At 37.9% G+C, this 15,391-nt stretch carries 12 protein-coding genes; all 12 read left to right on the top strand.

Annotated elements, in window-relative coordinates:
- Positions 1-297 precede the first annotated feature (297 nt).
- Positions 298-1,908, top strand: a complete 1,611-nt coding sequence (locus MWH28_RS11015; RefSeq protein ID WP_248619432.1) for a spore germination protein — start codon at positions 298-300, stop codon at positions 1,906-1,908.
- Positions 1,909-1,911: 3 nt separating this feature from the next.
- Positions 1,912-3,018 carry a GerAB/ArcD/ProY family transporter gene (locus MWH28_RS11010; protein WP_248619431.1) on the top strand — a complete coding sequence of 369 codons (1,107 nt, stop codon included), beginning with the start codon at positions 1,912-1,914 and terminating at the stop codon, positions 3,016-3,018.
- 2 nt (positions 3,019-3,020) lie between these two features.
- Positions 3,021-4,223 carry a Ger(x)C family spore germination protein gene (locus MWH28_RS11005; protein ID WP_248619430.1) on the top strand — a complete coding sequence of 401 codons (1,203 nt, stop codon included), beginning with the start codon at positions 3,021-3,023 and terminating at the stop codon, positions 4,221-4,223.
- A gap of 431 nt (positions 4,224-4,654) precedes the next feature.
- Entirely contained in the window at positions 4,655-4,867 is a 213-nt protein-coding gene (locus MWH28_RS11000; RefSeq protein ID WP_248619429.1) for a hypothetical protein, read from the top strand.
- A 380-nt stretch (positions 4,868-5,247) separates the two neighbouring features.
- Entirely contained in the window at positions 5,248-5,964 is a 717-nt protein-coding gene (locus MWH28_RS10995; protein WP_248619428.1) for a hypothetical protein, read from the top strand.
- A gap of 284 nt (positions 5,965-6,248) precedes the next feature.
- Complete coding sequence (menC, locus tag MWH28_RS10990; RefSeq protein ID WP_248619427.1) at positions 6,249-7,358, top strand: o-succinylbenzoate synthase; 1,110 nt, start codon at positions 6,249-6,251, stop codon at positions 7,356-7,358.
- 438 nt (positions 7,359-7,796) lie between these two features.
- Entirely contained in the window at positions 7,797-9,227 is a 1,431-nt protein-coding gene (locus MWH28_RS10985; protein ID WP_248619426.1) for an isochorismate synthase, read from the top strand.
- Positions 9,220-11,001, top strand: a complete 1,782-nt coding sequence (gene menD / locus MWH28_RS10980; RefSeq protein ID WP_248619425.1) for a 2-succinyl-5-enolpyruvyl-6-hydroxy-3-cyclohexene-1-carboxylic-acid synthase — start codon at positions 9,220-9,222, stop codon at positions 10,999-11,001. The genes MWH28_RS10985 and menD overlap by 8 nt, the downstream gene beginning before the upstream one ends.
- A 187-nt stretch (positions 11,002-11,188) precedes the next feature.
- Positions 11,189-12,007, top strand: a complete 819-nt coding sequence (gene menB / locus MWH28_RS10975) for a 1,4-dihydroxy-2-naphthoyl-CoA synthase (protein WP_248619424.1) — start codon at positions 11,189-11,191, stop codon at positions 12,005-12,007.
- Positions 12,008-12,048: 41 nt separating this feature from the next.
- A complete protein-coding gene (locus MWH28_RS10970; protein WP_248619423.1) occupies positions 12,049-12,951 on the top strand; it encodes a 1,4-dihydroxy-2-naphthoate polyprenyltransferase in 903 nt (300 codons plus the stop codon).
- 20 nt (positions 12,952-12,971) lie between these two features.
- Entirely contained in the window at positions 12,972-14,426 is a 1,455-nt protein-coding gene (locus tag MWH28_RS10965) for an o-succinylbenzoate--CoA ligase (RefSeq protein ID WP_248619422.1), read from the top strand.
- A gap of 14 nt (positions 14,427-14,440) precedes the next feature.
- A complete protein-coding gene (locus MWH28_RS10960) occupies positions 14,441-15,247 on the top strand; it encodes an alpha/beta fold hydrolase (RefSeq protein ID WP_248619421.1) in 807 nt (268 codons plus the stop codon).
- The last annotated feature ends 144 nt before the right edge of the window (positions 15,248-15,391 follow it).

Raw genomic sequence — 15,391 nt, 5'->3', positions numbered from 1 at the left:
TTAGGAATTTTTTATTTGATTTAACTTTTGTCAAAGCAGGAAGTAAAGGTGGTCAGATCTTAATGGATCTGTTCTTTTTTTATCATTAAGGAAATTATGTTTTTTAGAGGTTGTAGATAATTTTTACTAGCTTGTATTTGTTGGTTTTACTTAAACTCAATCTTAGACTTAAACTGAGTTGCTGGAGGCAACTTTTTTATCTGGAATAAGTAATAATAGATTCAAATAAAGGTATAATTATCTATTTTATGATCATAATACTTAGTAGTGATTTTGATTATAAATGAGGTGTTTGTGATGGAGATAATCGAATTTCTTAAGAGCTTAATTGGTAAACAGCAAGAGGATGAAGTTTATCAATTAGAGGATCTTGATTTAAGTGAAAGAGAAGAGTATGTTAATCAGATGAAGATGGAAGCTGATTTTCAAAAAAATATTGATCATATTAAAGGATTGCTAGGTTCTAGTCTTGATTTGAGCATTAGAGAGACTAAAATAGGTGTCACAAAGACAGAGTGTGCGATCTTTTTTATGGATGGAGTAACAGATGAGCAGGCAATTGAAGAGATCTTGGAAAAATTACAAATAAATTTATTAGAGATCCAACAGTTGACTGTAGAGGGTTCGTTATCTCTTGATTTAATTGATAGAGTTTTGAATAATAAGGATTTAAGCTTTACAGATCAGATAGCAGAAATATTGAAGCAGTTGGCATTAGGTAGTACGATTATTGTTGTTACAGGATTAAAGGAAGCAATTATCTGTGATACAACAAAGTTTGAGACGCGAGATATTCAAGAGCCTGAAGCAGAAATTACGCTGAGAGGCTCTAGAGATGGCTTTGTGGAGACATTGAGTACTAATGTTGCTCTTTTGCGCCATAGAATAAGGGTTCCGCATCTGTGGATTGAAAATAATGAACTAGGTTCATTATCTAAAACTAAAGTAGCTTTAGCTTATATTAAAGGTCTGGTCAATGAAGAATTGATCACAGAAGTTAAGTCACGTTTAGAAGAGATGGATACTGATGCTGTATTGGAATCAGGTTATATAGAAGAAAGTATTATGGATGAGATGACTATTTTTCCGCTGGTCAAGCGGACAGAGCGACCAGATATAGTTGTGTCCTATCTGTTAGAAGGGAAGGTTGCAATTTTAACTGAAGGGACTCCTTTTTGCTTATTATTACCGGTCGATTTTCATGCTTTATTACAGGCACCTGATGATTATTATGAAATATTTCCTGTTGGTTCTTTGATTAGGGCATTGAGATATTTTGCTTATTTTATCTCGGTATTGTTGCCTGGGTTTTATGTAGCAATTCTTAATTATCACCCTGAATTGATTCCTGTTGAGTTATTGATGAGAGTAACCTCTACTAGAGATGGGATTCCTTTTCCATTAACTGTTGAAGCACTGTTAATGGAAGTGATTTTTGAAATTTTACGGGAGGCAGGTCTTCGTTTACCGCAGGCTATTGGTCCTGCGATCAGTATTGTAGGGGCGTTAATTTTGGGAGAGGCAGCTATTGGAGCTGGATTGGCTTCACCACCGATGGTAGTAGTTGTAGCCTTAACTGCTATTTCGTCCTTTACGACTCCTGATTTTTCTTTTTCAATTACGGCTCGTATACTCAGGTTTGTTTTTCTAATTCTAGGAGGGGCTAGTGGTCTGTTTGGGCTTCAATTTGGAATCTTAATTACAATAGTTCATTTAGCTGCTTTGCGTTCTTTTGGGCAACCTTATTTCAAGCCTTTTGCTCCTTTAATCTGGCAGGATCTCAAAGATAGTATAGTCAGATTGCCCCGCTGGTTTAATCAAACTCGACCTCAGACTACAGCTAAGAGGGAATTACAGAGAAAAGAGAAGGGCCAACAATCCCAGCCTCCTAATAGAGGGGGCAACTAAAGGATGAGTCAAGAGCAGATTGCTAATCGGCAATTATGGTTTATTTTATTTATAATGCGAATGTCAGCAGTTCTAGCTTTTCTTCCGGTTTTAACTACGGCAGATGCTTTACAGGATGCCTGGATTTCTGTCTTAGTTGTCTTGGTAGGTTCAGAAATTATTGTTCTATTAGTGGCAATGTTGTGTGCTAAATTTCCTGAGTTGACCTTGATTGAGTATAGTCAGGTCTTATTAGGAAATTGGTTGGGTAAGATACTTGGTTTAGCCTTTTTGGCACTCTTTCTTCAGTTGTCGGTAGTAGAGTTGCGATTGTATGGTGAATTACTTATGACCGGTTTTTTGCCCCAAACTCCGTTACTCTTTATTGCTGTTGGAATGGTCTTACCTGCTACTATCTGTGTTCAGCAAGGTGTTGAGGTATTGGGGCGAGTAGCTGATCTTTTATTTATTGTTTTTGTGATTGCAATCTTGATAGCACTTTTCTTAACAGGTACTGAAATAGAGTTAACTAATCTGCAGCCAGTCTTGGCTCGTGGCTGGGGCCCAGTACTGAGAGGAGCAGTCGTTCCGATTGTTTTTATTGTTCAGATCTGGGTGTTGGGGATGTTGGCCCCTGTAACAGCAGAGCCAGAAAAAAGTATTCAAGTTGCTTTAACCTCAATAGCTGCTTCTTTATTCACTTTATTGTTGATAGTTTTAACAACTATTGCTGTTTTAAGTCCGCAGGAGGGGGCCCGAGTTAATTTTCCATTCATGGTCTTGATGAGGGCGGTTCGTGTCAGTAAATTTATAGAACGAATTGAAATTCTGGTTATTTTTTCTTGGGGGTTTGGAGTTTTTATTTCACTTTCGACCTTTCTTTATGCTGGAGCTAAAGGTATGGCTCAGTGGTTAGGTTTAGAGGATTATAGATCTATTATCTGGCCAATGGCTGTTCTCTGGGTCTTTTTGACAGTTCATGGTTTTGATAGTATTTTTGAAGTTTATAGCTTCTTAAAGCCATCTATTGTTGGCCCTTATGGAGCTGCTTATTTACTGGGGCCATTAGTTTTGCTGTGGTCAGCTTATGGTGTACGAACTATTGTCAATAAAGTTAGGAAGGAGAACTGATCGTGAATAAGAGGTTGCTGATTTTGCTTATGATTTCTTCTCTTCTTTTAGTAAGTGGCTGTTGGGATAGAATGGAACCAGAAGAGCATGCAATTGTAATTGCTGGGGGTTATGATTATGATCCCGAAACGGAATTATATCAAATGATCTTCCAGATGGCTAGCCCTTTAGGTTTAGCGGGAGGAGAATTTGAAGGAGAAGGGGGAGATGAGAGGTTCTGGACTGTCTCAGCCTGGGGTCACTCTATCTATGATGCACTTGCTAATTTGAGGCAAAAGACATCGAGAAATATTTTGTTTGCCCATTCTTTGATCTATATGGTTTCGGAAAGGATGGCCTATCATAAAGGAGTATTACCTGTAGCTAATACTATAGCTCGAAGTAGAGAGAGTCGGCGGGTTATGGTCTTAGCAGTTGTTAAAGGTAATGATGTAAAAGAGTTATTATCAACAGAGATACCACTTGAATCGGCTAATGCTTTAGGGGTGATGAATTTAATCGATCTCACTGTTGAAAATGTAGGGGGGACTGCAAGAGAAAATACAAATGATTTCTTTAAAAAATTTGGTCAGCCGGGGTACCAACCATATCTAGGCGCTTTGAAGTTTAAAAGAGAAGAGGATGAAGGGGCAGAGGAAATGGCTGATCCTGGTCGATCTGCCCCGATTATGATTTCTGGTGCCTATCTGTTTGATAATGGTAAAGCAGTAGGTTATGCTAATGATCGCCAGACGAGAGGGATCAATTGGGTCAAAGGTGAAATAAATTCAGCTAACTTATTTGTACCGTATCCTAGGGATGAAGAGATTGAAGTAGATATTAGGGTTCTGCGGGCAGATTCGGAAATTAAACCGGTAATTAAGGATGGTCGACCTAGAATAGAAGTTGAAGTTAATGCTAGAGGGATAATTGTTAATACTTCTGGGCCAACCAGTTTCAAAGAAGAGTCAGAGATTACTAGGAGGATTGAACGGCGGATGGCTCAAGTGATTGAAAATGATATTAACCAGGGGTTAGAGAAGGCGCAATCAGTAAAGAGTGATGTCTTTGGGTTTGGGTTTGCTTTTTATCGAATTAAACCTAAGGTGTGGGCTGAATTGGAAGAAGATTGGAAGAGCACCTTTGCCCAGTTGCCTGTTGATATTGATGTCAAGGCGACAGTAGTGAGAAGTGGTGTGGTCAATCGTGATGCGCAACCGCGGTAGGGTTACAATATTGTGGCACCAAGGTGCCACAATATTGAGTTGACAGTTTACGGTTTACAGTTTACAGTTAAGAGCAAAATCTTAAGAGATTAAAATCTATGAAAAGATATAGGCTTAGAGTGGTTTTGGTTTTAAGGTTTTTCTTCGGGTTCTTTGAACCCTTCGTGATGAAAAAATCAGTTCTTAGATTTTTTCTATCCTTACGGGTTTTTATCAAGACCCTCCATGAAACCCCTACAGGGCTTATCAGCCCTTTCGTGAAAATCATAGAAATCATATCCACAAAGATCGTATCTACTGTCAACCGTCCCTACAGGTCTTTGTCAAGACCTTTCGTGAAACCCATAGAAACCATATCTACTGTAAACTGTACACTGATATAAAGTGGCACTTGCCACTTTATATCAATAATTGTTTCGGAGGAATAAAGTATGTTGCGACTGATGGGGTTACTAGCAATAATGTTGACGATTGCCTTTTTACAGGTGTCTGACTTAATTCAAAAAGGATATTATAAAGATTTGTTTGCTTTTCTTGGGTTGTGGTTAATGGCAACGGTGTATGCTTCAGTAGTAGTTTTAGAGATACCTTTAGTTAGTCCTTTCGTGTTACTTACAGAAATTATTGAAATTATATTGAATTAATAAAAAAGCCATCATATATGATGGCTTTTTTGTTATTTTAGGAAGGTATAATTTTTAGAGGTTGTGAATAACTTTTATTAGTTTGTATTTGTTAGTTTTACTTAAATTTAATCTTAGACTTAAGCTGAGTTGGCGGAGGCAACTTTTTATTAATTATTTAGAGTGAAATATTTTTTTCTTCTCCAGTATATGATATACTTAATTTAATAATCTCAATTTTTAGTGGTATTGATATTAAGTAGATTTAAAAAAGGTTCTAAATTGAACTAAAGATTTTCTTAATATAGTGAGATGAAATTTTTAAAATAAAAAATTTAAAGTAAATCTATAGAATAGCAATTATTGTTTAGAATGACATTATAAAATTGTGAGGTGAGAAGATGGGAAACGAAAGGGTATTAGAGGCTCTTAGTAGATTAGAAGGGATGTATGTAAGTTTAGAAGAGGCAATCGATAATCCTGATTTAGCAGAAGCAAAGAAGTTATTAGGTGAAATTAATAAGGTACATAAAAAGGTAATGATCGAAAATGATTTGGAAAATATTGAAAGAGCAATCGCTAAAGATGAGTTAAAAAGTAGAGTGATTATTGATTATACTATGGATGAGTTTGAAGGGGTAATATTTATAGGGCGTAAGGATGTGCCTGTTGGCCCGAGAAAAAATGATGATGACTCAGCATGTTGGTTCTTTAGGGGCTTTTGTACTTATGAAGAGTTTGAAGGGGAATTTATTAAGGCTTATCAGAGCTTTGTTGAGAAGTATCAGGAACTTAATTTTTGGGGAGCGGAAGAGTATGACTTATACTTAGAAGTGACTGGAGGCTTGATCGGTGATAAGTTACTAATTGATTATCCTGCCAAGAAATATTGGGATCAACGAGGGGTCTTGGTCAGTTCATTTGGGCTTGATACCGCTGGAAATATAATTTCTGGTAGCAAAATTAGGCGTAACAACTATCAAAAATTCAAGCGTGATATAGAGGAGATTAAGGAGCAAGGCGGGCCAACAACTTGGGAGGAAGCTAAAAAGTTGAAGATTGAGCAGGATTTTAATAGTATTTGGCTGGGGGAGTTTAATCAGTTTTATCAGGAATAGATATATTTGACAAATTAAACTGGCTTAACTATAATTAAGTCTAAGTTTAAGTCTGAGTTTAAGTCTAAGTCCAAGTCTAAGTCCAAGTCTAAGTCCAAGTAAGAGCTAAACCCTTATGTTTTTTAATGGTTGGGTTAAACTTAATCTATATATCAATAAAGTTCATTTTTTATACTAGCACAATGCGTTAGTATAATACTTAAGAGGATGATGAATAATTAATCTTTAATAATGAAAGTGAAAATTATCACTGAGCGGGATAAAAGAAGATAAGGAGTAATCGCATGAAGTTATCTAAAGTTATATTGCGTGAAATTGGAATGAAGATGAAGAATCCTTTTGTCACTGGTTCTGGTAAGGAAGATGAGCGGCGTTTGATCATAGTTGAAGCCCATTCAGAGCAAGGAATAGGTTATGGTGAGGTTTCAGCATTGTCTGCTCCTTATTATACTGAGGAAACGACCCAAACATCTTGGTATGTCTTAAAAGAATTTTTGCTTCCTTTAGCTTTTAAAGAGGAGTGGGATAAGCCGGTTCAATTAGCTGAATTATTAGAACAAGTTAGGCGACATCATATGGCTAAAGCTGGGTTAGAAGGAGCAGTTTGGGATCTTTATGCCCGTGAGAATAATACTTCTTTGATCTCTTTGCTTAATGGAAAATCAAGAGCAGTACCATCTGGAGTCAGTGTGGGTATCTATCCTGATCTGGATCAGTTAGTTGAAGTAGTGGGGGATTATTTAGAGTTAGGTTATCAGCGAATTAAGATCAAGATTAAACCTGGTTGGGATAAAAAGCCATTACAGGCGTTAAGAGAAAAGTATGGTAATTTTCCATTGATGGTAGATGCCAATGCTAGCTACACACTGGCTGATGCTAATCGATTAAAGAGATTAGATCGTTTTGGATTAATGATGATTGAGCAGCCGTTGGCCCAGGATGATATTATTGATCATGCTAAATTACAGCAGGTGATAGGTACTCCAATCTGTTTAGATGAGAGTATAGAGAGTGTTGCCCAAGCTCGGAAGGCCATAGAGCTTGGTAGTTGTCAGATTATTAATATCAAGATTGCTAGAGTTGGAGGGTTAAGGCAGGCATTGTTGATTCATCAACTTTGCCAGGAAAGAGAAGTTCCTGTCTGGTGTGGAGGAATGCTTGAATCTGGCGTTGGTCGGGCCCATGCGTTGGCTTTATCTAGTTTGCCAGGTTTTAGTTTGCCAGGTGATATTTCAGCCTCGGCTAGATATTGGGAGGAAGATATTATTACTCCGGAAGTGACATTGTCCGAAGATGGTTATATTGAACTGCCAACAGGGCCAGGGTTAGGATTTAAGGTGAAGCGAGACTTATTGGAGGAATATACGGTCAGGAAAGAGGAGTTTGTTAACTAAGTTTAAAGCTGAGCTTAAGGCTGAGTTTAAGGCTGAGTTTAAGGCTAAGTTTAAGGCTAAGTTTAAGGCTAAGTTTAAGGCTAAGTCAATCATTAAAAGCATAAGATCTTAGGTCTTACTTAAACTTAGACTTAACCTTAAACTTAATTTGGTTAAGATTACATATCATCTTAAGATCTAGCTTGTTTTTAAAAATTAACAACTATAAGATATTAATTGCAAAAATTTAATAATTATGATATTATAATTATGGTTAGAAAGCTGTACATGAAGCCACATCAAGGGACTTATTGTAGTAATCTATCCTTTGTTTGCTAGCATCGATTATTAATAATTACTACACATATTAATTTTAATTAGTGTTAAACTATTGATTAAGTTGAATTCTAATATAAATTACTTACATAAAAAGTAAAGAGACAGAAAGAGATGAGAATAATGTCTATTACTAATACGGTTTTTTCGATACATAAAGATTTATACAAATTGCTAGAAAGAGGGATTAATCAAGCTCGCCAAGAAGAACGAAGTTTGCTAGTTAGCTGTAGTCGACAGTTATCTGTTTTTGAGCCCCTTACATATTTTGCAGCTGGACGTCAATTATTTGAAGAAGTTCTTTTTTGGGGCAGGCCTAGCAAGGATTTTTATTTAGTCGGCTTAGGAGCTAGTCAGATTATAGCTGCTGAAGGTAAAGAGCGTTTTTCTGTAGTTAAAAAAGCTTGGTCTGAGATTTTAGAAGAGGCTATTATAGAGAATGCTACCCAATTGAAGGGTACAGGGCCACTCTTAATGGGTGGTTTTAATTTTGACCCTGAACATCAATCATCTACTATTTGGGCCAACTACCCTGATGCCCTATTGGTTCTACCAAAATTTCTCCTAACTATATCTCAGGGAGAATATTGGCTGACTACAAATATTATGGTTGAACCGGATAGTAAGGCTGATCAACTGTTGGAAGAAATAGAACAAGAGTGGAGTTTGATTGAAAGTAAAGCTAGCGATAGAAGTTGGAAGAGGACTGTTGCTGATGAGGTTGAGTTACAAGATGATGAAGATGAGGCACTAGAGTGGAAAGCAGCAGTAGAACAGCTTACTGAAGATATAAAAGATGAGCAGTTAGAAAAAGCTGTGTTGGCCCGTCAAGTACATGTTAAGGCTGAACAGGATTTTTCGGCTACCCGTATTCTTGATCAATTACAGAGTCAGTATCCGACTTGTTATATCTTTGCAGTTGGTCAAGGAAGTGAATGTTTTTTAGGGGCTACACCTGAACGGTTGGTCAAATTTGCAGGCGATCAACTCCAAACAAGCTGTTTGGCTGGTTCTACTGCTCGAGGAGTGTCAGAGAGAGAAGATCAACTATTGGGTAGTAGATTACTTAATAGTACAAAGAATTATCATGAACATATGATAGTGCTCAGAAGTATTCGTAATTCCTTAAAGAGGGTAGCTGCAGAACTTGAGATTCCTGATCAACCAAGATTATTGAAATTAGAAAATGTGCAACATTTACATACTCCAGTAAGAGGTAGATTAAAAGATGAGGCTTCTTTATTTGATGTGATCAAAGAGTTACATCCTACTCCTGCTGTAGGGGGATTGCCTAAAAAGATTGCTATTGAACTTATTCGTAAGAGGGAAGGTATTGATCGTGGTTGGTATAGTGCTCCTATCGGTTGGACTGATGTTGCTGGAGATGGGGAATTTGCAGTAGCTATTCGTTCTGCTTTATTAGAGGAAAATAATGCTTACCTGTATGCTGGTTGTGGAATTGTAGCTGATTCAGAGCCAGAAGATGAATACCAAGAAACATATCTTAAGTTAAAACCAATTTTGTCTGCATTAAAGGGGGATTTTAATGAATAAACAGCAAATAACTCATGATTATGTTACAGCTTTTGTTGATGAATTGGTCAAAGCTGGATTGAAAGATGTCTGCTTATGTCCTGGCTCTAGATCAACACCCCTAGCTATGATCTTGGCTCAACATCAAGAAGTTAGGGTTTGGCGGCATATAGATGAACGTTCAGCTGCTTTTTTTGCTTTAGGTAGGGCCAAAGTTAATCAAGAGCCAGTGGCTTTAGTCTGTACTTCAGGAACTGCAGCTGCTAATTTTTTACCAGCGGTTATTGAGGCTAATTATTCTCGAATTCCTCTAGTGGTATTGACTGCTGATCGTCCTCCTGAATTACAGAATATAGGGGCTCCTCAAGCTATTGATCAGATGAATCTATATGGAAGCCATGCCAAGTGGTCTCTTGAAATGGCTTTGCCTGAGGCAACAGAAGATATGTTACGTTATGTTCGTACTACAGCAGGACGAGCTGTTGCTACTGCTAAGCATTCTCCTGCTGGGCCGGTACATCTAAACTTCCCATTCCGTAAGCCATTGGTACCGCTAGCGGGGAATCAGGCTCAACAAGCAAAATCTCTGGGGCGGAATGGACGTGAAAATAATCAAGGTTATGTTACTGTTACACAGGCAGATCCTAAGCTTGCTCAAGCACAATTAGAAGAGTTGGCTACTGAACTGGACAAAGTGGAAGAAGGCTTAATTGTCTGTGGCCCTCAAATTGGTGAAGAGCTACCGACTTCGGTTATTGAGTTGGCCAATCAACTTGACTTTCCAATTTTGGCTGATCCTTTATCACAAATCCGTTGTGGTAAGCATAATCAAGAACTTGTGATTGATAATTATGATGCTTTTTTGAGAAATCATGAGTTTTGTGATTCTTATCAGTCGGAAGTTATCATTCGCTTTGGAGCGATGCCTACTTCTAAGGCCGTATTTCTGTATTTAAAGGAGCATCAGTATACGAGACAGCTTGTGATTGATGGTGGAGCTGGTTGGCATGATCCTACTGCCTTAGCAAGTGAGTTTATCTATGTAGATCCAGACTCTTTTTGCTCAATGTTAGCAGGGGAGTTAAAAGGTAGAAAGCATTCAACTGTGCATACTGACTGGAGTGAAAGTTGGTTAAAAGCTGCTCAAGTTAGTAAGGAAGCAATAGAAGAGAGATTGTCTGATTATGATGACCTATTTGAAGGTCGAATCTTTACTGAGTTAGCAGAATTGCTTCCTGATAAGGCAACCCTTGTTGCTGGAAATAGTATGCCGGTACGTGATTTGGATACATTTTTTGCTAATACTGATAAAGAGATTAAGTTAGTAGCTAATCGAGGAGCAAATGGGATCGATGGTGTTGTCTCTACTGCTTTAGGGGTAAGTACCACTACTGATGATCCAGTGATCTTAGTGATTGGTGATTTATCATTCTATCATGATCTCAATGGTCTATTGGCTGCCAAACTTCATCAATTGGATCTATCGATAATCGTGGTTAATAATGATGGAGGGGGAATCTTCTCATTTCTACCCCAGGCTAATTATCCTGAATACTTTGAAGAGTTATTTGGGACACCGATTGGGCTTGATTTTGAGCATGCTGTTCAGATGTATCAAGGGGAATTTATCAAGGCAGATACTTGGCCAGAGTTTAATAGTGCCATTGAAGCTAGCATGTCAGATGGTGGATTGCAGGTTATTGAAGTTTGTACTGACCGAGAGATAAATGCAGCTAGACATCGTGAAATGTGGGAGGTAGTGACTGCTGCCTTGCGACAAAGTAATATTATATAAATAAGTTAAGCTGAGTGTAATTATTTAAAATAAAAGGTTTATTAATATCTAGTGTGAGTGGTTAGTGGTTGTGTGAGTGAAACAACATAAGTACAAAACCTTTAATTCAAGGTGTTTTTAAGTTCTTGACTTTAACTGACACTCATTACTCACACTGACACAAAATAAATGAAAGGAAGTGTAAATCATGGAAGTAAATTGGGAATCATTTGGAGATTACACAGATATTGTATATGAGACATATCAAGGAATTGCTAGAATTACCATTGATCGACCGGAGGTTCGTAATGCTTTTCGACCAGAGACAGTTATGGAGTTGATGGATGCTTTTGCTCGAGCTAGAGAAGATCATGAAGTAGGTGTCATTATTTTGGCTGGTGCTGGAGAGAAAGCTTTTTGTGCCGGAGGAGATCAGAATGTAAAAGGAGATGGAGGTTATATTGGTGATGATGGCGTACCTCGGTTAAATGTACTCGATCTACAACGTCAGATTAGAACTTTGCCTAAGCCAGTTATTGCTGCTGTTTCAGGTTATGCTATTGGTGGAGGTCATGTATTACATTTAATCTGTGATCTTACAATTGCAGCAGATAATGCGGTCTTTGGACAGACTGGCCCTAAGGTCGGTAGTTTCGATGCTGGGTATGGAGCAACATTGTTGGCCCGGACTGTAGGACATAAAAAAGCTAGAGAAATTTGGTATTTATGTCGCCAGTATTCTGCTGAGGAAGCTTTGGATATGGGACTTGTGAATACTGTAGTACCACTTGAAGAGTTTGAGGCAGAAACGATTAAATGGGCCAACGAAATCTTAGAAAAGAGCCCAACAGCTTTACGATTCCTTAAAGCTTCTTTCAATGCTGATACAGATGGACTAGCAGGTATTCAGCAGTTAGCTGGAGATGCAACACTTCTTTATTACTTGACAGAAGAAGCTCAGGAAGGAAAGAATGCTTTCTTAGAAAAGCGAAAGCCTGACTTTGGTCAATTCCCTCGCTTTCCTTAATAATATAGAGCTAGCGAAGCAGAAGAAAGGAGAGGTATCTTATGGGAATTAATCAACAGCTAGATGAAGTAACTAAGGTTCAAGCTTGGATAATGGCAGCAAGGTTACCGACACTACCAGCAGCAATAGTGCCAGTGCTGGTAGGCACAACTGCTGCCATTAGATTTGGTTATTTTAATCTATCAGCAGCTATAGTAACACTTGTAGTAACTTTGTTAATTCAAATAGGAACGAATCTAACTAATGATTTATATGATTTCAAAAAAGGTAGTGATACTGAAGAACGTCTTGGCCCAACAAGGGTGACACAGACTGGTCTTCTTTCGATCAAAGAGGTTACTGCTGGAATTTGGATTACTTTTGGACTGGCTTTTTTAGCCAGTCTCTATCTAATCCAGATTGGTGGTTGGCCAATTTTTGTGATCGGTGTTTCGGGTATCATTTCAGGGATTCTTTATACTGCTGGCCCGTGGCCTTTAGCATATCATGGGTTGGGGGATCTTTTTGTCTTTATCTTTTTTGGATTGGTTGCAGTGATGGGGACTTTTTATCTTCATACTGGCAGTATTAATTTATTTTCGTTTTATATTTCCCTACCGGTTGGGTTTTTGGTAACAGCTATCATAGTTGTAAATAATCTACGGGATATTAAAACAGATCGTAAAGCAAATAAAAGAACCCTGGCTGTACGTTTAGGGCGACAGGGTACTTGTTTTCAATTTACTCTTTTGATTGTAGGAGCATATCTTGTTCCGCTTTTATTATGGATTAATGGAATGTTGGCTACTAACCTTTTCTGGTTACCACTTCTAACTTTACCATTGGGTGGTCAATTGATTAAGGATGTTTTTCAAAAGAGTGGAACAGTACTTAATCTAACTTTAAAAAATACTGGTAAATTACATCTAATCTTCGGAGTGTTGTTTGCTATCAGTCTGCTCTAGATTAGAAAGGGGCGTTAGTTATGAAAGATTGGCTCAGTAAGCGGGCTCATATTTCACCTGACAAAACTGCAGTAATTGTTGGAGATAAGCACTGGTCATTTTCAGAGCTTAACAATCAGGCTATAGAGTTGGCCCGGCAGTTGGCTGCTTGTGGAATAAACTCTAAAGATCGGGTAGCTGTCTTAATGTATAATAGTCTAGATTTTGTGCGAGTTATCTATGCTTTGAATAAACTAGGAGCTATCCTAGTTCCTTTGAACACCCGCCTAATTACTTCAGAGTTAAATTTTCAACTTCAAGATGTTGAAGCTTCATTATTAATTTATGATCAGCAGACTGAAGAATTAGGAACTAAGTTGAACCTAGAAGAAAAAGTTAAAATTACCGAACTACCAGACAGCAAAGCAAAAATTTCACTTCAGCAGCAACACCAAAAGTCTGATATTCATAGTATTATCTATACCTCAGGTACAACTGGTAATCCTAAAGGAGCTTTATTGACCTATGGAAATTATTGGTCAAGTGCTATGGGCTCTCTTCTTAATCTAGGTCTTTATGATGATGACTGTTGGTTGGCTTGTCTGCCCCTCTTTCATGTAGGGGGACTTTCGATTTTAATCCGCAGTGTGATTTATGGTATTCCGATGATGCTTCATTCTTCTTTTGAGCCAGAGATAATCAATCAGGCAATAGATGCAGGCAAGGTAAGCCATATTTCATTGGTCAGTAATATGCTTTTACGAATGCTAAATCAACGTAATGATCGACCTTATCCTGAAACTCTTCGTTGTTTATTAGTAGGAGGAGGACCAGTACCTGAGGATCTCTTAAGGCGTTGTGCTCAAATAAAGGCTCCTGTAGTTCAGACCTATGGCTTAACTGAAACTACTTCTCAAGTAGCTACTTTGGCCCCTGAAGAGGCCTTAGATAAATTAGGTTCAGCTGGGAAACCATTATTTCCTACTGAACTTTATATTGCCGACCAGAAGGGCCAACAGGTAGCTTCTGGTACAGTAGGAGAAATCATAGTTCGCGGGCCAACTATTACGCAAGGATACTTCAATAAGCCGGAGGCAACAGCAACTGCTATTCAAGATGGTTGGTTACATACAGGAGATTTGGGTTATTTAGATGATGAAGGTTATCTTTATGTTGTTGATCGCCTACATGATTTAATTATTAGTGGTGGTGAAAATATCTATCCTGCGGAAGTAGAGGATGTACTGACCAATCATCCAGCAGTCGAAGCTGCTGGGGTTGTTGGAGAAGCTGATGAGCAGTGGGGCCACGTACCAGTGGCATATGTTAAAGCAGAGGCAGAAGTTGAGCAAGAAGAGTTAATTAGTTTCTGTCGAGAACACTTAGCCGGCTATAAAGTGCCGAAATCTATCTATTTCGTTCCTCAATTACCTAGAAATGCTACTGGTAAGTTGATGCGACGAAAACTAGCAGATATGACTATAACAAATAATTAAAATAGGAGCTAAAAATGCAGAAGAAACCTTTATTTTATCGAGACTTAAATCAATCAGCAGAAGATACATTAGTTTTAATCCATGGTGGTTTTAGTAATGGCTATTTAACTTGGAGGAGACAGATAGATACTCTTGGTGAGCAGTATCGGTTGATTATTTGTGATCGGAGAGGGCATGGCAAGAGTCCTCAAGATCCAAAACCATATACTATTGCTCAGGATGCTCAAGATATTATAGCTATCTTAAAAGAGATAGGGATCGATTCTTTTCATCTTGTTGGTCATTCTTATGGAGGGCTAGTAGCTATTGAAGTAGCTTACCAGCTAGCAGATAAGATATCGACTCTGCACTTATTAGAGCCACCTTGTTTTAGTTTATTTTCTAATGATCCTGAGGTAAGTTCATTAAATAATAAGATTAAATCACTGTTTGAAGAAAGTTCTGAGCGAGGGATTGAAGAGCTAGCTAAAGGATTTTTTGAGACAATGATCGGTACTGAAGCTGCAGAGCATTTACGAGACTCACTAGCTTGGCAAAAGGTATTAGATGAGACAGAGCGTTTAATCAATGAAGAATATCCAGCGGAGTATTCTTCTGAGAAAATTACAGATCTATCTCTACCGATCTATATCTATACTGGTGGAAGAAGTCAGTTAGGGTTACGCAAGATTGCTTATGAGACTGTTAAGAAGTTACCAACTGCTAAGTTGATCGATATACCTGAAGCTACACATGATCTACCACGGGCACAACCGCGGTTTGACGATGCTTTGTTGGCTAGTATTAAAGATTATGAAAAAGATTTAGATAAATATTGTTAAATTAGCGAGAGGGTTTAGCTTGGTTATAAAATAGCTTCACACTTGACAATTGACGAAATGTACAATTTACAATTAAAAGTCTTTGAATTTAAGGGGTTGATCTTTAACTATAAATTGTTAATTGTACATTGTAAATTATTAATT

Source organism: Natroniella sulfidigena (assembly GCF_023223645.1).
GTDB classification, from domain to species: domain Bacteria; phylum Bacillota; class Halanaerobiia; order Halobacteroidales; family Halobacteroidaceae; genus Natroniella; species Natroniella sulfidigena.
This window is presented reverse-complemented; position numbering and strand designations above follow the sequence as displayed.

Excerpts from the sequence above, each read along its gene's own strand:
- MWH28_RS10965 (WP_248619422.1), top strand. The coding sequence starts at position 12,972 with ATGAAAGATTGGCTCAGTAAGCGGGCTCATATTTCACCTGACAAAACT.
- MWH28_RS10995 (WP_248619428.1), top strand. The coding sequence starts at position 5,248 with ATGGGAAACGAAAGGGTATTAGAGGCTCTTAGTAGATTAGAAGGGATG.
- MWH28_RS11015 (WP_248619432.1), top strand. The coding sequence starts at position 298 with ATGGAGATAATCGAATTTCTTAAGAGCTTAATTGGTAAACAGCAAGAG.
- menC (WP_248619427.1), top strand. The coding sequence starts at position 6,249 with ATGAAGTTATCTAAAGTTATATTGCGTGAAATTGGAATGAAGATGAAG.
- MWH28_RS10985 (WP_248619426.1), top strand. The coding sequence starts at position 7,797 with ATGTCTATTACTAATACGGTTTTTTCGATACATAAAGATTTATACAAA.
- menB (WP_248619424.1), top strand. The coding sequence starts at position 11,189 with ATGGAAGTAAATTGGGAATCATTTGGAGATTACACAGATATTGTATAT.
- menD (WP_248619425.1), top strand. The coding sequence starts at position 9,220 with ATGAATAAACAGCAAATAACTCATGATTATGTTACAGCTTTTGTTGAT.
- MWH28_RS11010 (WP_248619431.1), top strand. The coding sequence starts at position 1,912 with ATGAGTCAAGAGCAGATTGCTAATCGGCAATTATGGTTTATTTTATTT.
- MWH28_RS10960 (WP_248619421.1), top strand. The coding sequence starts at position 14,441 with ATGCAGAAGAAACCTTTATTTTATCGAGACTTAAATCAATCAGCAGAA.
- MWH28_RS11000 (WP_248619429.1), top strand. The coding sequence starts at position 4,655 with ATGTTGCGACTGATGGGGTTACTAGCAATAATGTTGACGATTGCCTTT.
- MWH28_RS10970 (WP_248619423.1), top strand. The coding sequence starts at position 12,049 with ATGGGAATTAATCAACAGCTAGATGAAGTAACTAAGGTTCAAGCTTGG.